General features: G+C 59.0%; 20 protein-coding genes. 1 reads left to right on the top strand and 19 read right to left on the bottom strand.

The annotated features are described in order from the left end of the window. Positions 1–251: 251 nt before the first annotated feature. The 19 genes from WG929_RS19930 to ilvE form a co-directional block, all read right to left on the bottom strand. Positions 252–521: a DUF2274 domain-containing protein gene (locus WG929_RS19930; protein WP_416207472.1), complete on the bottom strand. Its 270-nt coding sequence runs from the start codon at positions 519–521 to the stop codon at positions 252–254. Continuing rightward, positions 518–1,807 carry a TraB/TrbI/VirB10 family type IV secretion system protein gene (locus tag WG929_RS19925; RefSeq protein ID WP_416207471.1) on the bottom strand — a complete coding sequence of 430 codons (1,290 nt, stop codon included), beginning with the start codon at positions 1,805–1,807 and terminating at the stop codon, positions 518–520. Before WG929_RS19925 ends, WG929_RS19930 begins: the two co-directional genes overlap by 4 nt. Before the next feature lie 2 nt (positions 1,808–1,809). Then, positions 1,810–2,805 (bottom strand): P-type conjugative transfer protein TrbG, encoded by a 996-nt coding sequence (gene trbG / locus WG929_RS19920; protein WP_416207470.1) that lies wholly within the window; start codon positions 2,803–2,805, stop codon positions 1,810–1,812. Continuing rightward, entirely contained in the window at positions 2,802–3,506 is a 705-nt protein-coding gene (trbF, locus tag WG929_RS19915) for a conjugal transfer protein TrbF (protein ID WP_416207469.1), read from the bottom strand. Before trbF ends, trbG begins: the two co-directional genes overlap by 4 nt. Positions 3,507–3,518: 12 nt before the next feature. Further along, on the bottom strand, positions 3,519–4,697 hold the full coding sequence (gene trbL / locus WG929_RS19910; RefSeq protein WP_416207468.1) for a P-type conjugative transfer protein TrbL: 1,179 nt from the start codon (positions 4,695–4,697) through the stop codon (positions 3,519–3,521). Positions 4,698–4,743: 46 nt separating this feature from the next. Then, entirely contained in the window at positions 4,744–5,508 is a 765-nt protein-coding gene (gene trbJ, locus WG929_RS19905; protein WP_416207467.1) for a P-type conjugative transfer protein TrbJ, read from the bottom strand. Continuing rightward, positions 5,505–7,940, bottom strand: a complete 2,436-nt coding sequence (gene trbE / locus WG929_RS19900; RefSeq protein ID WP_416207466.1) for a conjugal transfer protein TrbE — start codon at positions 7,938–7,940, stop codon at positions 5,505–5,507. The genes trbJ and trbE overlap by 4 nt, the downstream gene beginning before the upstream one ends. A 9-nt stretch (positions 7,941–7,949) precedes the next feature. After that, entirely contained in the window at positions 7,950–8,222 is a 273-nt protein-coding gene (locus tag WG929_RS19895) for a VirB3 family type IV secretion system protein (RefSeq protein ID WP_123182327.1), read from the bottom strand. Further along, positions 8,219–8,572 (bottom strand): TrbC/VirB2 family type IV secretion system protein, encoded by a 354-nt coding sequence (locus WG929_RS19890; protein ID WP_123182326.1) that lies wholly within the window; start codon positions 8,570–8,572, stop codon positions 8,219–8,221. The genes WG929_RS19895 and WG929_RS19890 overlap by 4 nt, the downstream gene beginning before the upstream one ends. Further along, the gene (gene trbB, locus WG929_RS19885; RefSeq protein WP_123182325.1) at positions 8,569–9,588 is read right to left on the bottom strand and encodes a P-type conjugative transfer ATPase TrbB; all 1,020 of its coding nucleotides are present in this window, start codon (positions 9,586–9,588) and stop codon (positions 8,569–8,571) included. The genes WG929_RS19890 and trbB overlap by 4 nt, the downstream gene beginning before the upstream one ends. Beyond that, positions 9,585–10,091 carry a CopG family transcriptional regulator gene (locus WG929_RS19880; RefSeq protein WP_123182324.1) on the bottom strand — a complete coding sequence of 169 codons (507 nt, stop codon included), beginning with the start codon at positions 10,089–10,091 and terminating at the stop codon, positions 9,585–9,587. Before WG929_RS19880 ends, trbB begins: the two co-directional genes overlap by 4 nt. Then, positions 10,088–12,082, bottom strand: a complete 1,995-nt coding sequence (locus WG929_RS19875) for a conjugal transfer protein TraG (RefSeq protein ID WP_416207465.1) — start codon at positions 12,080–12,082, stop codon at positions 10,088–10,090. Before WG929_RS19875 ends, WG929_RS19880 begins: the two co-directional genes overlap by 4 nt. Positions 12,083–12,299: 217 nt before the next feature. Further along, entirely contained in the window at positions 12,300–12,581 is a 282-nt protein-coding gene (locus WG929_RS19870; protein WP_293614234.1) for an EexN family lipoprotein, read from the bottom strand. 2 nt (positions 12,582–12,583) lie between these two features. Further along, positions 12,584–13,519 (bottom strand): LysR family transcriptional regulator, encoded by a 936-nt coding sequence (locus WG929_RS19865; RefSeq protein ID WP_416207464.1) that lies wholly within the window; start codon positions 13,517–13,519, stop codon positions 12,584–12,586. Positions 13,520–13,865: 346 nt separating this feature from the next. Then, complete coding sequence (locus tag WG929_RS19860; protein ID WP_335599821.1) at positions 13,866–14,177, bottom strand: DUF1330 domain-containing protein; 312 nt, start codon at positions 14,175–14,177, stop codon at positions 13,866–13,868. 535 nt (positions 14,178–14,712) lie between these two features. Further along, a complete protein-coding gene (locus tag WG929_RS19855; RefSeq protein ID WP_416207463.1) occupies positions 14,713–15,369 on the bottom strand; it encodes a cysteine hydrolase family protein in 657 nt (218 codons plus the stop codon). A 20-nt stretch (positions 15,370–15,389) separates the two neighbouring features. Next, on the bottom strand, positions 15,390–15,830 hold the full coding sequence (locus WG929_RS19850) for a PaaI family thioesterase (RefSeq protein WP_416207462.1): 441 nt from the start codon (positions 15,828–15,830) through the stop codon (positions 15,390–15,392). 101 nt (positions 15,831–15,931) lie between these two features. Next, positions 15,932–16,438 carry a DinB family protein gene (locus WG929_RS19845; protein WP_416207461.1) on the bottom strand — a complete coding sequence of 169 codons (507 nt, stop codon included), beginning with the start codon at positions 16,436–16,438 and terminating at the stop codon, positions 15,932–15,934. Next, positions 16,435–17,325 carry a branched-chain-amino-acid transaminase gene (gene ilvE / locus WG929_RS19840; RefSeq protein ID WP_416207480.1) on the bottom strand — a complete coding sequence of 297 codons (891 nt, stop codon included), beginning with the start codon at positions 17,323–17,325 and terminating at the stop codon, positions 16,435–16,437. The genes WG929_RS19845 and ilvE overlap by 4 nt, the downstream gene beginning before the upstream one ends. A 179-nt stretch (positions 17,326–17,504) precedes the next feature. On the opposite strand from ilvE, the gene WG929_RS19835 reads away from it, so the two are divergent. Further along, complete coding sequence (locus WG929_RS19835) at positions 17,505–17,765, top strand: GntR family transcriptional regulator (RefSeq protein WP_416207460.1); 261 nt, start codon at positions 17,505–17,507, stop codon at positions 17,763–17,765. Positions 17,766–17,879: the final 114 nt, after the last annotated feature.

Below are 17,879 nucleotides of genomic sequence, written 5' to 3'. Positions count from 1 at the left end.
TCTATCATAACCTATTAACTACATAGCTTTCCAGCCGTTCTATGTCAGGATTATAGCATCCAGATGGTGGAAAATCGTCAAGAAGCGGACTGCCTGGACGGGCCTGCCTTAGGAACACCCAATCCGCTTATCAAACAAATATTTATCCCTTATTTATCAATTAGTTATGATTACTCAATCAATGCTCGATATCAGACCCAAAACCATGACCGAATCTCCGCGCTAGGTGCGGAGATTCGGTCATGGTTTCCCTACTGCCGGTCTATCGACAGGTCAGCCGTCTTAGAGAGAATTGAGCGAGCGCCTTTCCCTCTTCCCTGCCTAAACCCACGATCCCGCTTCATAAACGACTCCAGCATATGCGGGATCAGCGTCACCGCATCCACCGGTTCGCCATAGGTCTGGGCGTGCAGCTCGGCATAGCGCTCCAGATCCTCCTTCAGGGACGCAGGGCAGGTAAAGGTCAACTTGATGGTTTCGTTCTTGGGTAGTGGCCCCAGCCGCAGTTTGTTGGTGGTCATGGCGTAGTCCCCCGCTTGTAAATCAGTGGTTGGTAGGGCCGCAACACCAGGTCACGGTTAACGATGAGGCGTACCGGCAGGCCTGGGCGGCTGGTCAAGGTAGGCTGGATATTGAGGTTCCGGCGGGTGACTTCCTGGCCGACCTGGCTGATGCTGTCTTGCGCGCTGTCCCGCCCGGCGATGACGACGCGGTCGCCGTCCTGGCGGTTCTCGGGCGCGGCCAGCTCGGCACCCACGCCCAGCAGTGTGGTTAGCGCGGCGCCAGCAAAGAGGCGATCCCAGTGCCAGTCCACGCCATCTTCCAGGCCCGCATAGCCGGCCGGGTCGGTACCGGCGAGGTTGTCGAGCTGGAATGAGGATGTGTCGGGCAGGACCACCCGGTGCCAGACTACTTGCACACGGGTCTGTCCATAGCTCACCTGGCTGTTGTAATGGCCCAGAATTCGGGAGCCCTGAGGGATCAGCACATGGCGGCCGGTGGCAGTGTCATAGACCGGTTCGGTGACCGTGGCGATCACATCGCCCGGCAGGTCGGAGTTGATACCAGTGACCAGGGCGGCGGGGATCACCGTCCCGGCCATCACCTGGTAGGGCGATTCCGGCGCTTGCAGATCCCCGGGATTACGGGTTTCTGTAAAAGCGGCATTACTGAGAAACGCTTCTTTCTGTTGCTGACGGTTCTGCAGGGCGATGGGGTCGGTCTCCCCGGGGGGCTGGGCACTCAACATTGCCAATGAATCGAACGCTCCCAGGCTCTGATTGATCGAGTTGCCCTCTCCACCGCCTACAGCCGGTGTGGTCGCAGCAACGCGTTGCCGAATGGATCCAAAAAATACTGACGATCCCGCCGCTTCTTCCGCCTCCTTGAGGCGAGCCAGTCGGTCGGCTTCGGCAGCGCCATGGCCAATATCGGGATAACCCTTTGCCTGCCGCTCCGCTTTCAAGATCGGCTCACCTAGGTCACCCGGCAAGGGCTTACCCAGGCGAGGCACATCGGGCGGCAGTTGCGAATAATCCGCCGGCAAGCGGGTCAGGCCCTCAGAGCGAGCAACGCGCTCGACGTTGTACAGCTCATCCGCCCCATTCATGCCGTCCCGCTCGGGCATGCGCAGCGACCAGAACAGGGCTCCCAGCACGGCAGTGACCACACCACCGGCGAGCATAGCCAGCATCCGCCGGTTCAGCCGCGTTACCGGTCGCGGCTGGGCGCGCAATGCCACCTGTTCCGGGTCCACCTTCGGTGTTCTTTCCGGCTGCAGCTGATCCGGAGTGCTGTCGTCACCCATACTCACTCCCTCCGTACCCCGTCAATCCGCTCGATACGCACCACCTCTCCGTGCTCGTCGCCCAAGCGCAACTCGGCCGCGCCAAAGAGCCGATCAACGATGTAGTACGGTGAGCGAAAGCGGTAGTTCACTAACTGGCCATCACCTTGCGGGCCGATCACAAACAACGGCGGCAATTCGCCTTGGGCGATCCCAGCAGGGAACTGGATATAGACCTTGCTGCCGTCATCGAACGCCCGCAGAGGCCTCCATGGCGGCTGCTCACCACTCAGCGCATAACGGAATCGCAATTTTTCCAGAGACAGTCCTCGATCAATCGGCAAAGCCACCTCGGCCGCCTGCCTGCGATGTTGCAAAGCCAGCATGCGATCCCTCGGGTAATCCCAGGAGACCGATGCCATCCAAGTGCGCTCGGTCGAAATCAACTCCATCAGATAGGTGCGGCGATTGGTGGTGATCACCAGATTGGTCCGAATGTCTACGCGAATGGGTTTAACCAACACATTGACCCGCTGCTCGGCACCGGCACCACTGGATGTGTCTCCGACTATCCAGCGCACGGTATCCCCGGCGGCGACCGTCACCAGTTCCTCGCCCGGCTGCAGGGCAATGACGGTCACCCGCTCCGGGCTGGCATAGATCTGGTACAGCGCACCGTCGGTAAAGGGCCACACCTGGACGGCATTGACATAGCCTTCCCGCGTCGGTGCCACCTGTGCCTCCTCGTTAGCCTGGGTTACCTGTGCCTGTGGGTCTTCGGGCACTACTTCCTCAGCGTCCGCTTCTTCCGTGGGTAATGGCATCAGTTGCCCCGGCAACGGCAGCAATTTTGGCACTTCCACCACTTCTATTGGTCTGTCGGGCTCCGGCAACAAGGTTGCCGCTACCGGCTCGTCCAGGGTAATTTGTGGCGGTTTTTGCGGCGTGGCACAGCCGACCAGTGCAAACGACCCCGCCAGCACCAGGACTCCTGTACACCTATTCAATGGCTTGCTCATGGCATCCCTCCTTCAGTGGCCTCCAGTTCCCGGCTCCACGACAGGCCATTGACGTAGATGCCCAATGGATTGCGGCGTAGCCGCTGCTCGGTGCGCGGGGTTTGCAGCACAACAGACACCACTGCCGTCCAGCGCTCAATACCGGCCGCCGCGCCGTTCACAAACCGGTGCTCGCTCCAGCGCACCTGGTAAGAGCTGTCGCTGGCCCGCACCACGCTGTTGATCTGCACCGTCACCGATTCCTGGCCGATGCGGGCAAAGGGATCGTTGGTGCGGGCGTAGTCGCTGAGCACCGCCGCCCCGCGGTCGGTGGTGTAGTTGTAGGCGTCCAGCCAGTTCTGGCGCACCACCACAGGATCGATGGAGAGGGAACGCACCAGGGTGATAAAACGGGCCAGGTGATGGGCGGTCTGCGCATCGTTGGGCCGGTACGGCGTTGTGGCCTCCCCCACGGCTCGCACCTGTCCGCCCGTGTCCACCTCCACCACATAGGGCGTGACAATGGACTGGGCCGAACGCCACACCAGCCCACCGGCCATCACCAGGGCCAGCGCCAGACAGCCAAAGGCCATCAGCCGCCAGTTCTTCGCCTGCACCCGGGCCGAGCCGATGCGCTCATCCCAGGCCTGGGCGGCTGCCTGATAAGGTGTAGCCGGTTCCGGGGATTCGGCATAGCGCGCATGGGGTCGCTTGAATCGCATGAAGAATTCTCCTTAGGAATCCGGGTCGTTCAGGCTGGGGCCTGATCCAGAACCGCCACCATCTCCACCCCGCAAGGTGTGGGCGACCGTCGTTGCGGTATGGGAAAGTTGCTGGCGACGTTGCAACTGCCTGGCCCAGGCCGGTTGTCCACCCGACGCTGTCGTGTACTTCGTGTTTGAGGCCGCTGAATCCATGACCGAACTCGCCCCACTGGCCGCCGATTTCATGGCACTTGCACTGCCTGCCGCCATCCGAACGGCACTGGGGGCCATTCGCGCACCGGCGACCACAGCGCCACCCACTCCAGTGGCAGCAGCACCCAGAGCCACAGCGGTCCCGGCCGCGCCGAGGGTGGCGCCCGCCATCGCTCCGGCGCCTAGTTGTGGTGAGCCGGAAACCAAGCCAGTGGCAATACCCGGCCCAAAGATTCCCAAGGCCAACAGCGCCAGGGAGGCCAGCATGATCACCAGCGCAAAATCCACAGAGGGTTCATCCGGGGCAACCTGGAACTCGGCAAAGAGCCCCGTGCCGATACCAATGATCACCGCCAACACCAGCACCTTGACGCCGGAGGACACCACGTTGCCCAGGACTTTTTCAGCGAGAAAGGCAGTCTTGTTCCACAATGCGAACGGCACCAACACAAACCCGGCCAGGGTAGTCAGCTTGAACTCAATTAAGGTGATGAAGAGCTGGATCGCCAACACAAAGAAAGTCAGGATCACCACCAGCCAGGCCAGAAACAGCACCACGATGGGCGTGATATTGACGAATACCTCTGGAAACCCGGCCATCTCGCTGATTTGCTCCAAAATCGGCGCACCGGCATCCACGCCCACCTTGGCCAGGCGACCCGGTTGCAGGAATTCCTCAGCCGTCATGCCAGAACCTGAAGCCATCAGCCCAAGCCCGGTGAAGGAGCGGAACACGATACCCGCCAGCATATTGAAGTTGCCGATGATGTAGGCGAAGGCTCCCACGTAGAGCACCTTGCGAATCAGGCGAACCAGCACGTCATCGGCCTGCCCGGTGGCATGGCTCAATGCCCAGAACAGTCCCGCGATGGTCATGTCTATCACCACCAGGGTGGCGGTCAGGAACGCCACTTCACTACCCAGCAATCCGAAACCCGAATCAATGTAGGTCGAGAACACATTGAGGAAGCGGTCGATCACCGCGACATCATCCATGGCCACGCGCCTCCATCGGCACAGGTATCAAAGTCATCACGCTGCCTCAGTACCCGTAGAAGGAAACCGACTGCGGTGTGTAGGCCGTGCCCTCCCCCAGGAATCGCCGGGTCACTTCCCGGCCACGCTCGGTGGCGGCAGCCTGCCGGGCCAACTCCAGGGACGCGGCGCGATCCTGCGTCAACCGCAGTTGCTGGGACTGGATGGACTGCTTGGCCTGTAACGCGAGCAGTTGGTTGGTGGCCTGCATCGCCTGCAGGGCACCGTTGGCTGACTGACTCTGGTTCACCAGATCCGTCAACACGCCCTCGTCGGTGGACAGGTTCTGGGATACCTGCCCCTGCATACGCATCGCCGTGTGCAGGCCATTGAGGGTGTGCGCCCAACGTTCGCGGGCATCCTGCGCCATGCGGTCACCGCTTACGCTAGCCGCGTATTCCTGCGGGTAGAGCCTGGCAAATTCCTGGTCAATGCGGTTTACCTCATAGGCCAAGCCCTGGGCCTCGGCAATCAGACGCCCGGTGGTCGCCAGTGCCGAGCGCAGTCGATTCACCGAATTGAAATCAAGCCGCTCCAGATTCCGCGCCTGGTTGATCAGCATGTTCGCCTCGTTCTGCAGCTGCTGTACCTGGTTGTTGATCTGCTCCAGGGTGCGGGCGGCGGTCAGCATGTTCTGAGCCAGATTCGAGGGATCGAGCACGATATCGCCAACACCGAACAGGGCCTGCGCGGGTTGGGCGACGGTAAAGGCAATCGCGCTGGCCAGTGCCAACGCGCGGAAACGGGATACCAATGAGAATTTATGGATCATGGCTGTTCCTCCAAGGAAGTTCCTGCCGGTGAGTATTGAGATAACAATTGCGCCGCCCAGTCGAGGCCACGATGACGCAACCAGGCAGCGGCAAAATCAGGTACCGGCATCGAGGCCAGCAGCGCATCCATCGCGCGCTGATCCTCGGGCGTCGAGGCGCCGGCAAAGGCGAGCGCCACCGGCCCCAGATCCAGATCGAATAGGCGATTGCCAAGTCGTGACTGGTAGTAGTAATCGCGCTTGGGCTCGGCGGTGGCGACAATCTCGATCTGCCGGGCATTGAGCCCAAAGCCTTCGTAGATGGAGCGAATCTGCGGCTCGGTGGCCTGGGGATTGGGCAGGAAAATGCGGCTCGCGCAGCTCTCGACGATGGCCGGCGCGATGCTGGAATCCTGGATATCCGCCAGGGACTGGGTGGCGAAAATCACGCTGACGTTCTTCTTGCGCAGGGTCTTCAGCCACTGGCGGATGCGCGCCGCGAACACCGGGTCGTCGAGGAATAGCCAGGCCTCATCCAATATCAGAAGCGTCGGCGCCCCGTCGAAACGCTCATCGAACCGGGCGAACAACACGCCCAGTACGGCCAGCACCGCCGCGCGGCTGGCCATCAATTCCTCCATCTCGAAGCACTGCACATCAGCTATACCCAGGCGGTCATGCTCGGCGTCCAGCAGCTTGCCGTGGGCACCACCCAGCAGGTACGGGGCCAGCGCCTGACGCAGTGCATTGTCCTGCAGCAGGACGGAAAATCCCGTTAGGGTGCGCTGCTCCACCGGCGCACCGGCCAGGCTTTCCAGCGCCGACCAGATCGCCGCTTTTTCATCGGGGCCAAGGATCACCCCTTCCTGCCGTATCCGCCCTTCCAGCCATTCCGCCGCCCAGGCGCGGCGTTCCTCCCGGTCGATACCGGCCAGGGGTTGAAAGGCAATCTCTCCGTCCGACCCCAGATCGTAGTGCTCGCCGCCCAGTCCCAGAATGGTGGCCCGCAGGGAGCGTCCCATATCGAAGGCGAAAATCCGCGAACCCGGATAGCGACGAAACTGCAGGGCCACCGTGGCCAACAGCACCGACTTGCCCATGCCGGTAGGCCCCACCACCAGGGTGTGGCCCACATCACCGATATGGGTGACCAGCCGGAACGGCGTGGCACCATCAGTGCGCGTGACAATCAACGGCGGGCCGTCCAGATGAGCATTCTTCGTTGGCCCCGCCCAGACCGCCGACACCGGCAGCAGGTGCGCGAGATTCAGTGTGGAGACAATGGGTTGACGCACATTGGCGTAGACATTGCCCGGAATCGAGGACAGCCACGCCTCCAAGGCATTGATTGTCTCGGGGATGGTGACAAAACCCCGCCCCTGAATGACCCGCTCCATCTGGCGCAGTTTTTCATCGGCGATGGCGGAATCAATATCCAGCACCGTCACGGTGGCCGTGACATAACCGAAGGCCACCTGGTCACTGCCGAGTTCCTGCAGGGCGGCGTCCGCATCCCCCGCCTTGTTCGAGGCATCGGTATCCACCAGCGGGCTTTCCTGCTGGAACAGGGTCTCCCTCAATAGCGCCGCTACATTCTTGCGCTTGGCAAACCATTGCCGGCGCAACCGCCCCAGCTCCCGTTCCGCTTCCGCCTTGTCCAGGCACAGAAAACGCGTACTCCAGCGATAGCCAAAACCCAACCGGTTCAAGTCATCCAGAATGCCCGGCCAGGTCGATGTGGGAAAACCCCGCACCGAGGCAACCCGCAAGTGCGCCTCGCCCAGCATTGGCGCCAGGCCACCGGTCAATGGGCTGTCGGCCAGCAAAGCATCCAGATGGGACGGTGTCTCCGGTACCGTCACTGGGTGACGGTGAGTGGAAACAGTGCCGTGCAAATAGGTCAGCGTCTCGCTGTCATCCAGCCAGGCCAGTTCCGGCATCACGCCATCGAGCAGATCGAACACGCGGTCCGTCTCCGCCGCAAAGGCGTCCAGACGCTCACGCCAGTTCGCCCCCTGGCGAGATGTGTTTTCGTACAAGAGGCTGGCCGCCCGGGCGCGGGACTCTTCCGGTGGCAGGTATACCAGCGTCAGGTGGTAGGCGCTTTCGAAGTGGCTGTGGTTTTCCTCGAAGGCCGCTCGCCTTTCCTCCTCCACCAGCCAGGAAAGCGGCTCGGGAAACTCCGACTGCGGATAGCCTGCCGCGGGCAAGCGTTCGGCTTCCACGAACAGCGCCCAGCCCGATCCCAGGCGCCGTAGTGCGTTATTGAGCCGCGCCGACGTGGAGATCAGTTCACCTTGGGTGGCACTGTCCAGATCCGGCCCGCGAAAGCGCGCCGTGCGCTGGAACGATCCATCCTTGTTGAGCACCACTCCTCTAGCGACCAGCCCGGCCCAGGGCAACCAATCGGCCAAGATGGCAGGACGCTTGCGGTATTCGGTCAGGTTCAACATGGCTGCCCCTCACACATCCAGCAATGGCTTGTGCTTGAGATGCCGCAGGAACACCGCCATAAACTGCGGGTCGGCCTGAGCACCCCACACCGCCAGGGAATGCCCCAGCAGCCACAGCACCAGGCCGGGCAACCACAGTTGCAGCCCCAATCCCACCGCGGCTGCCAGAGTGCCGTTGGCAATGGCCACGGTGCGCGGTGCCCCGCCCAGCAGGATCGGCTCGGTCAGCGCCCGGTGCAGCGGCACCTCGAAACCGTCGGCGAATGCGGACACTCCGTTCATGCCACCACCGCCCCGCCGGAGAAGCTGAAGAAAGACAGGAAAAACGAGGAGGCCGCAAAGGCGATGGACAGGCCAAACACGATCTGCACCAGCCGCCGAAAACCGCCGGAGGTATCACCAAAGGCCAGTGCCAACCCGGTGGCAATAATGGCGATCACCGCCACGATGCGCGCCACCGGCCCCTGGATGGAATCGAGGATGGATTGCAGCGGCCCCTCCCAGGGCATGCTGGAACCTGCGGCCTGTGCCGTTGTCGCCACGCACAGCAACAACGCGGCAAACACCAGGGTATTCAAGCCGGAGCGTAAAACCGGATTTACAGAAATCCGCATTGGATGGACAGCGGTCATGAGGGTTCTCCAGATGAGGTTGACGATGAGGCGATTGAGGATGAAAGCGACGACAGGGATTCGTCGAGGTGATAGCCGTTGCTGTCGAAACCGGTGACCCGGGCCACAGTGCGCACCTTGCGGGCACGGCCGCGCCCCGCGATAAACACCACCACGTTCACCGCCTCGGCAATCAGCGCACGCGGTGGCGTCATGGCGACTTCCAAGATCAGTTGCTCAAGGCGAAGCAGTGCACCCTGAGCGGAACCGGCATGCACGGTGGCGATGCCGCCGGGATGGCCGGTGCCCCAGACCTTGACCAGATCCAGCGCTTCGCCGCCGCGCACCTCACCGACCACAACCCGGTCCGGGCGCAGGCGCATGGTGGCCCGTACCAGCTCGGTCATTGACACCACACCAGGACGGGTACGAAGCGGCACGTGGTCTTTTGCTACACACTGGAGTTCAACCGTATCTTCCAATACCAGCACCCGGTCATCGGTAGCCGCGATCTCCGCCAGCAGTGCATTGGCAAGGGTGGTCTTGCCGGTACTGGTGCCGCCGGCCACCAGGATGTTCTGTCGCTCGCGCACTGCGGAGCGCAGGAAAGCCACTTGACCCTCAGCAAGCACGCCATCGCGCACATAGTCTTCCAGCGGAATTACCCCCACCGCGCGCTTGCGCAGGGCAAAGGCCGGGGCCGGTGAAGCAGGCGGCAGGACACCCTCGAAACGCTCGCCGGTTTCCGGCAGCTCGGCGCTTAGCAGTGGCCGACTACGATGGACTTCCACACCCACGTGAGCCGCCACCAGGCGAATGATACGTTCGCCATCGGCGGCAGACAGCGTTTCACCGGTTGGCGCTCGCCCCGTGGACAGACGATCCACCCACAAACTGCCATCCGGGTTGAGCATCACCTCCACCACATCCGGGTCCGCCAGCGCGGCGGCGATCAACGGCCCCATGGCGGTGCGCAGCATGCGGATGCGCCGGTCAAGTGATTGTGTCGAGGATGACGATGGGTGAGCCGCGTTCATGATTCGCCCTCCCCATCGTGCTGTTGTTGCTGCTCGCGCTCCTGGGCCTCAACCTGGGCGGCAATTTCATCCAGCCGCCGCGTATCGGGTTCCAATTCTTCATAAACCTCCCGCACCAAACTGCGGCCACGCAAAATGTGGCGACCCAGCTGCTCGACGAATTGCTCGAAGCGCGCCCGGCCCTGGGCTCTTGCCGCCTCCTGATGTGACTCCGGCAGCGGCGTGCTCACCGTCAGGTAGTAGCGCACATACAGCGCCACTGTCTCGATCAGGATGTTCTGGTCCCGCTCCAGTTTCTCGAACTGGCGGGACAGGCGATCCAGCCGTTTTGCCATGGCTGCCTCGCGCTTGTCGGCGGCATCGGGCGAGAGCCAGGATGCCAATGCCGCTGCAACGATGGACGACTTGGACACACCCTTCTTGGCGGACAACTCATCCAGGCGTCTGGCGTGGTCGCGCTCGATAAACAAATTCAGTCGGTGTCGGGAATGCAGTCGGCTCATAGGGCAATTCCATCGTCGGGGTCGAGGGCGGCCTGCCGTGCCAAACGTTGCAGGCGCGGGTCAAACTTCGAGAGCAAGGGCGTGATGCCGTCCTCGTCATCCAATAGGGCCAGGTCATTGGTGGGTGGTTTGTTTTCCGGCTCCCAGGTCACGATCTCCGAGAGTTCCGGTTGTCGGCGCGGACCGCCGTCGTCACTTCCGCCGGCATTTCCAGCCGCAGTGGAAGCCGTAGCCGGCACCGCAGGCACTGCCAGTTCGCTCCAGTCATTGGGGCGAACCTCAGGCACGTCGATATAACGCCCTTCATCCAGAACAGGAGGTGGCAGTACCCGACGGGTAAAATTGGCATCCAGGTAATAGCGCAGCTTCTTTGCCTTGATCGGCGGCTGACCCGAAACCATCACCACCGCTTCGTCCGGCGGCAATTGCATCACCTCCCCCGGCGTCAGCAGGGGCCGTGCCGTCTCCTGGCGCGAGACCATCAAATGCCCCAGCCACGGCGCCAGCCGGTGACCGGCGTAGTTGCGCTGGGCACGCAGTTCGGTAGCCGTGCCCAGGGTGTCAGAGATCCGCTTGGCGGTGCGCTCGTCGTTGGTGGCGAAGGTCACCCGCACATGGCAGTTGTCGAGAATGGCGTGGTTGACGCCGTAGGCCTTGTCGATCTGGTTGAGGCTCTGGGCGATCAGGAAACTGCGAATGCCGTAGCCCGCCATAAAGGCGAGCGCCGACTCGAAAAAGTCGAGCCGTCCCAGTGCGGGAAACTCGTCCAGCATCAGTAACAGTTTGTGTCGGCGCTCAATGCCGTCGCTGCCATCCAGGGATTCGGTCAGCCGCCGACCAATCTGGTTGAGGATCAGGCGAATCAGTGGTTTCGTGCGGTTGATGTCCGAGGGCGGCACCACCAGGTACAGGGACACCGGGTGCTCGGCGGCGATCAAATCGGCAATGCGCCAGTCGCAGCGGGAGGTCACGGCGGCCACCGTGGGATCACGGTACAGCCCCAGGAAACTCATGGCGGTGGACAGCACACCAGAGCGCTCGTTGTCCGCCTTGTTCAGCACTTCCCGTGCCGCCGAGGCCACTACCGGATGCGGCCCGTCATCCAAATGCTTGGTAGTCATCATCCGGTGCAGTGTCACCTCGAAGGGGCAGGCCGGATCGGAGAGGAAGTTGGCGACACCGCGCAGGGATTTATCTTCTCCCGCGTAAAGCACATGCAGGATGGCGCCCACCAGCAAGGCATGGGAGGTCTTCTCCCAGTGGTTGCGGCGCTCCAGTGCGCCTTCGGGGTCCACCAGGATGTCTGCGATGTTCTGCACATCGCGCACCTCGTGGGCGCCCCGCCGCACTTCCAGCAACGGGTTATAAGCTGCCGAGCGGCCATCGGTAGGGTTGAACAGCAGGCAGTGGGAAAACCGCGCCCGCCAGCCAGCAGTCAGTTGCCAGTTTTCACCCTTGATGTCATGGATCACCGCCGAGGCGGGCCAGGACAACAGGGTCGGCACCACCAACCCCACGCCCTTGCCCGAGCGGGTCGGTGCAAAAGTCAGGACATGCTCCGGCCCTTCATGGCGCAGGTACTTGTGGTCGTGCTGGCCAAGAAAAACGCCGGCATCGCCGGTCAGGCCGGCACGCTGAACTTCCGCAGGATCGGCCCAACGCGCCGAGCCGTAGGTGGTCACCAGCCGCGATTGCCGGGAACGCCAGATCGACATCCCGATGGCCACCACCACCGCCACTAGGCCACTGGCCCCGGCGATGGCACCGCCGGTAACAAACACGCCGGGCGCATAGGCGTCGAAGAAGAACCACCAATCGAACAAGCGCCATGGGTGGTAAACCGGTTTATCGAGCAGTTCGAACCAGGGGGCACCCAAACGAGACTGGTAGCCCAGCGCGCTGGCCACCCACTGGGTGGCACCCCACACGCCGGCTATGACGATGCCGAACACCGTCAGCACCTGCCCGTAGAGTACCCCTGTCGCCCGCATATCCGCCTCCGAATTTGCCCTGGTTTCGCACGCACATGAGCGCGCCAACAAGTGTCAGATTCGGTGCTGGATCAGTGCCGGTCAAAGACTGTTATCGGCACAATGCTGAAGGGAAATGCAAGATTGCCAGGCAGGGGAAACACTGTAAAAACACCGCAAATAACAGCGTATTCCAACAAAGCGGGTTATCCAGCGATAACTTATCAACCAGTCGGCATTAAAACGCCGGTTTTTCCTTCGGCGGTGTGTACGGCACTTTGCCATCACCGAGGAAGGCCTTGTTGGTGGCCTCGGCTACTATGTTGCACAGTTTGTCGCCCAACTCCGCACGATTGAGCCGACACTGCTCACGCAGCTCCTTGCGCCGCCCGGGATCGGCCAGCAGCGATTCCACCGTATCGGTGAGAGGCACATCAGCGGATGGCTTTTCAATTGATGTGGGCTTCTCGCCGCAGGCACTCAACAAAGCAACAACCAGCAGTATGCTTAAACGTTTCATGATCAATTTTCTCCCTTGGTATCGGATGTGAACGAGTCCCCCTGGGGCGAGGGATCGCCGCTTATCGGAGTGACTCGCCCGATAAATCTTCGAAGGGTTTCGGAAGGCTCGGCATCACGCCGCAACAACCACGTTGTCAGCACCTGTGATCGTCCCGCCAGAGGCCGAGCCACCACTTCCTCTCGACGGGACGCGGCCAAGTGAGAAGCGCCCACCAGTGCCAGCGCATAACCCGCCGCCACCAGCGTCAACATCAGGTCGTGTGAGGAAACCTGCTCCACCACCAAAGGTTCTCGATCGGCGCCACGCAAGATACGACGGATCTGGTGGCAGTGGCCTTCGCATGACTGGGGATCGCAAGCGACCAGCGGATGACGCAGCACCTCGTCCAGTGGAATTCGCTGGTAGGCCAACAGCGGGTGCCTGGCCGGCACCGCCACGACAAGGGGATCGCTCCAGGCGGGCTCGGCCACGATGCCATCCCCCACCTCGGCGGACTGTGCAAAACCTACGTCATAAAGGTCGTCATGCAGCCCCTTGAGTTGCTGTGCCAACGGCACCTCGAACAATCGGATATCGACCTCAGGCTCCTCCTCACGACATTGAGCCAACACAGCCGTGAGACGTGGCGGTGTGATGCCGTCGGACAGCGCCACCCGCAATTGGTCGTGGAAGCCCGCAGCGGCGGCCTGCACACTGCCGCGGGCCTGATCCAAGGCTGTAAAGACACGCGGCACATGTTCAAGGAAAAGCTGTCCGGCACGGGTCAAACGTGTGCTGCGGGTCGTGCGATTGAACAAGCGAACACCCAGCTCTTCCTCCAGCTCCTTTATTGCCCGCGACAGCGGTGATTGCTCAATGTGCAGACGCTCCGCCGCTCGGGCGAAATGCAATTCCTCGGCAACGGCGAGGAAACAGCGAAGGTGGCGTAACTCCATGCGATTTATTCCAATTTAAAACCAATCCTATTATCACCTTATGTCTCAAAACCAGGCACACTCTCCTTGCCTTAATCAGCCCCTAAAGAAATGTATAACCAACACACCCTTAATTTTTCTCTAAAGTTCGCGAGCAAACTAACACACGAAATAAATCAGCATCCTCCAATCACAGACTTTATTGATAGATTCTGATACTTTGAGCCAGAATTAATTTTTACCTGTCCCTGTTCTAAAAAAAGCTGAACTGAACCTTAAACAGAAAACCATTGGATATAGTCTTTTCATCGTCCGATACTGCGGGTAATAGAAAAACCCTCTTAATGTGACTCTTGATGCGTTTTAACTATGTTTTGTCCAAAGCAACATCATGCCCGTCCACTAGCATAAACCTCCCATTTGAGCCGTCTTTCCTGGCTTTTTTATAAGATTCATATTCATCACTATGGTAAAACTTCATCGCCACTTCTTTTGAAGGAAATTGAATAAGAACGACCGTTTGGGGAGCCCCCCCTTCACCTTCCAACAACTCCACTGATGGAGTTCTTGCCAAATATATACCCCCCAGCTTCTTCACCAATGGCGTCACCTTCTTAAGATAGTCATTTACCCAATGATGATCAGAGAAATTAATCTCACCAATGGCGTAGCACTTCATTTAAAAACTCCTTTGACTAGATGATTGACTCATTGATGTATATTTTTCTCACACAACACTGCGCTCATCCTCGATCTGTTTTTTATTTATCTCAATGTCCTGTGATCTACCCTGAATTAATAGTCACCGAAGAACACCAATTCTGTTCCCATTTCTTTATTCGGTCTTGTATGGGAGCACCATCATGATCAACCCTTAATGGCGTGGCGAAAACCAGCTTCTCTGGAAAGCAGTCACGATTAATGGCCCCATAAACTTGTCCGCCTAAATCAACGGTCACACAAACCAACATTCCGCATTTTCGACATTCATGAAACACGGCGGTCTTCGTTCCTTGCTGGATTTGGCGATAGAATGAAAATTCCCTTATGTGTATTTCCACGACAGTGTCAGCCTGAAATACATATTGAGCATTGTGGGCCGTGCAGTATTCACAGCCACAAATGACGGGATGAACTTCGCTGGCACGATCAAACTGCCACTCCACTTTCACATTCGTACATCTACACTGCCCAATCACGCTGACTCCTCCAAATCATTCTTTACAAATGGATCCCCGTACCAACTGGTCCAGACCTTCAGAGGAGCAGAGTGTCACGCCAATATTTTTCATCTCTTCTTCTCCCTTGGGATAGAGTTGAGAAATCGCATCCGTGACCAGCATGATCCTGAAATCACGCTCGCTGGCCTCGTAGATACTGGTGCGGGGACAATTGGGGTAGTTACAACCCAGAAACACCAAGGTATTGGTGCCTCGCCCTCGCAGGAAATCTTGCAACCCTGTCTGGTAAAAGGCGCCCCACCGGGGCTTGAAAAGAACAAACTCATTGTCACCAACTTCCTGAATACCACCCGACAACAATAACTGGGTATTCAAGCGGGTATCACTATTGGGCTTCAATGATGCAACAAGCTCAGCACCGTCACTTTCCGGTATCGCGATACGGGCACCTCGCTCAACCGCCGCACGGCGGCATAAGTCCACATTGGAGCCATCCGGCATGTACAAGCGGATAACATGGATAACCGGTAAGTCGCTATCTCGAAAAGACTGAATCACCTTTCTCATTGCCGAAACCGCTTCCAGCGTGCCTGGAATGCGGGCGGGGGCATCATCGAGCACAAAGTCGTTTTGTACATCGATGCTGATCAACGCACTGTGGTTTAGGTCGGGGGTTGTGTAGCCATTCATTATCCTTTCCTGCCTACTCCTCAATTTTTGAAAATTGCAACATTGTCATGATAGTTGCCGTCATGGTCGCTACCGGTTTTTCTTCGCCATATTCCGAGCTGTACAACGCAGCTTCCACGACAGAAATTGTTTTGCCTGGCTTGACCACCGTTGCCTTCGCGGCAAAGTGCCCCCCCCTTGGCTGGGCGCAATAGGTTCACCTTGAATTCCACGGTGAGTACATCCGCCCCCTGTGGCATCAGTGTAAATGCGGCATAGCCACAGGCGCTGTCCAGGATAGTGGCGACAATGCCCGCATGGATGTAGCCGTTCTGTTGCGTAAACCGGGATTGGAAGGGAAAGCGGATGGAGACGATTCCTGGCCCCTGTATACTCAGCTCCGCGTCCAGGGTTTGCATCACCGCCTGGCGGCCAAAACTCTCCAGTGTCTTGGATTCATAGCCTGTATCTTGCGCTTCCAATTTTTACCTCCCGACCTAATTTTTTAATTGAAAATTTACTGCGTTTGGTTCAATGCCAGTCTCTCGAAAATGATGAAAAAAAGAGAAAGTGATCAATGTCGTCAATTCTCCTCCAGCATAAAGATCAAGTCTGTCACCCCGAAGTCTACGCCTTGCTGTGACAGCGCCGCTGTCACCTGTCCACGATGGTGGGCTTGGTGATTGAAGAAATGCACGATAGCCTGAGTGAAGTCCACATTCCGCTCGGTATTGCTCGACAAACTGACATAGTTCAACCGTTCGGGCGGCGGGGATAACGCCAGGCTTTGTGCCCAGGCAATAATGTCCTTGTCAGTTTGCTCCCGGGCTTGTCGCAACTGGGCATAATCGCCGGACAGCTCCTGAGTCAGGCTTTTCACTGTGACGGGTTCGCTTTTGAATCGGGCCAGCCACATCAGGTCGCAGACCAGCAAGTGATTCAGGGTGTTGTAGATGGAGCCGAAGAACAGGCCGCACTCCGACCGGCGCTGCTCAGGGGTCAAGGTCTCCGCAGCTGAATACAGACCGCCATTCATCCACTGGTTGTAGCGAGCCATGGTGTTGGCGTAGCTTGCTAAATCGAAGGTCATTGTCTTTTCTCCCCACATTCGTCATCAATCAATGCTTGGTAGGCAAGTGACAGACGCTGATATACAGGCCCAGGACACGGGGCGATCTGCCGACCATCGATTGTTTTAACTGGAATCAACCGCGCACCGCTGCCGCAGATAAAACACTCCTCGGCAGTGTAAAGATCGTAGCTGGTGAGGGACTGCTCGCGAGCCTCCAGTCCTTGTTGAGGCGCCAGCTCCAACAGGGTTTCTCGGGTAATTCCTTCCAAGGCACCGTCCTGAACGGGCGGCGTTAGCAACGATCCCGCCTTGACGACAAAAATATTCTCGGCGCTGCATTCCGCCACCTGACCAAACTGGTTGAGCAAAATGGCTTCATCAACGCCGGCGGCATTCGCTTCCGCCCTGGCCAGAACCGAATGCAGGTAATTCAGGGATTTGACCCTTGCATCCAGCCCCGTACCGACTGCCCGCTTGATACTGCTGGTGATCAGGCTAACCCCCTGGCGCCGGGTTTCATCACTGACCAACGAGAGTGATGCCGGAATGATAAAGACATTGGGCGCGGTACAATTGCGGGGGTTCAGCCCCATATCCCCCTCACCCCGGGTCACCAGAATCCGCAGGTACCCATCGCCCATGCCTGAGCTAGCGATACAGGCCATGACTGCTTGTGCGAGGGTATCATCGGTATAGGGAACAGTGATGGCCAGTGCACTGAGGGAGTGGCGCAACCGCGCTAGGTGACGGTCCAGCCGGAAAGGATGCCGGTGATAAAATCGCAGTCCCTCGAAGCAACCGTCACCGTATAGCAAACCGTGATCATAGATCGACACGACCGCCTGGTCGGAGCTCACCAGCTCGCCGTTCTTCCAGCAAGAATACTTCGTTTTTGTATGACACATGAGTTGGGCCTGCATCCGATATCACCTCACAGAGTTTACGCTCCCGTACCGCCTGAAAGATGACGATGCCAATGCTGGGCTCATCGGATTCAGGCTATTGAGGGAACAATGCAGATAGTGTAATCTGTCCAAGAAATGGGTACAGATACAGTTTATGCAAATTTAAACGGGTACAGATTTTGGGCGCACCACGCTTTCAACTCCATCGCTACGAGCAGCTAACCAGGGAGATCCAGGCAGGACGCTACAGTCCAGGAGAAAGAATTCCCGGAACCCGTGTTCTGGCGGAAACCCATGGTGTCAGTATCAATACTGTCCTCCAAGCGCAGAAGCTATTGGAAAACCAGCGTATGATCGAAGCGGTTCCGCGCTCGGGATTCTTCGTCAAATGGCGCGGCGAAGACGCAGCACAACTGGTAAAAAGCCCGGCCAAGGCCTAATGCTGTTCACTTAAGCCATTTACTCATCTGAGCAGTATCTGGAAAATCCGATGTCAGACCATGACATCGGATTTTTTTATGTCCATTCAGCAAGATCTTCTCGACCTAGACGAA

Source organism: Oceanobacter antarcticus (assembly GCF_044962685.1).
GTDB classification, from domain to species: domain Bacteria; phylum Pseudomonadota; class Gammaproteobacteria; order Pseudomonadales; family Oceanobacteraceae; genus Oceanobacter; species Oceanobacter antarcticus.
Note: the sequence above shows the minus strand (reverse complement) of the source record. Positions and strands in the feature narration are given on the sequence as shown.

Bases quoted from the DNA above. Each gene is read 5' to 3' on its own strand.
- trbJ (WP_416207467.1), bottom strand. From the start codon at position 5,508: ATGATCCATAAATTCTCATTGGTATCCCGTTTCCGCGCGTTGGCACTG.
- trbG (WP_416207470.1), bottom strand. From the start codon at position 2,805: ATGAGCAAGCCATTGAATAGGTGTACAGGAGTCCTGGTGCTGGCGGGG.
- trbB (WP_123182325.1), bottom strand. From the start codon at position 9,588: ATGAACGCGGCTCACCCATCGTCATCCTCGACACAATCACTTGACCGG.
- WG929_RS19870 (WP_293614234.1), bottom strand. From the start codon at position 12,581: ATGAAACGTTTAAGCATACTGCTGGTTGTTGCTTTGTTGAGTGCCTGC.
- trbL (WP_416207468.1), bottom strand. From the start codon at position 4,697: ATGGATGATGTCGCGGTGATCGACCGCTTCCTCAATGTGTTCTCGACC.
- trbE (WP_416207466.1), bottom strand. From the start codon at position 7,940: ATGTTGAACCTGACCGAATACCGCAAGCGTCCTGCCATCTTGGCCGAT.
- WG929_RS19880 (WP_123182324.1), bottom strand. From the start codon at position 10,091: ATGAGCCGACTGCATTCCCGACACCGACTGAATTTGTTTATCGAGCGC.
- WG929_RS19930 (WP_416207472.1), bottom strand. From the start codon at position 521: ATGACCACCAACAAACTGCGGCTGGGGCCACTACCCAAGAACGAAACC.
- trbF (WP_416207469.1), bottom strand. From the start codon at position 3,506: ATGCGATTCAAGCGACCCCATGCGCGCTATGCCGAATCCCCGGAACCG.
- WG929_RS19855 (WP_416207463.1), bottom strand. From the start codon at position 15,369: ATGAATGGCTACACAACCCCCGACCTAAACCACAGTGCGTTGATCAGC.
- WG929_RS19845 (WP_416207461.1), bottom strand. From the start codon at position 16,438: ATGACCTTCGATTTAGCAAGCTACGCCAACACCATGGCTCGCTACAAC.
- WG929_RS19860 (WP_335599821.1), bottom strand. From the start codon at position 14,177: ATGAAGTGCTACGCCATTGGTGAGATTAATTTCTCTGATCATCATTGG.
- WG929_RS19895 (WP_123182327.1), bottom strand. From the start codon at position 8,222: ATGAACGGAGTGTCCGCATTCGCCGACGGTTTCGAGGTGCCGCTGCAC.
- WG929_RS19925 (WP_416207471.1), bottom strand. From the start codon at position 1,807: ATGGGTGACGACAGCACTCCGGATCAGCTGCAGCCGGAAAGAACACCG.
- ilvE (WP_416207480.1), bottom strand. From the start codon at position 17,325: ATGTGTCATACAAAAACGAAGTATTCTTGCTGGAAGAACGGCGAGCTG.
- WG929_RS19890 (WP_123182326.1), bottom strand. From the start codon at position 8,572: ATGACCGCTGTCCATCCAATGCGGATTTCTGTAAATCCGGTTTTACGC.
- WG929_RS19875 (WP_416207465.1), bottom strand. From the start codon at position 12,082: ATGCGGGCGACAGGGGTACTCTACGGGCAGGTGCTGACGGTGTTCGGC.
- WG929_RS19865 (WP_416207464.1), bottom strand. From the start codon at position 13,519: ATGGAGTTACGCCACCTTCGCTGTTTCCTCGCCGTTGCCGAGGAATTG.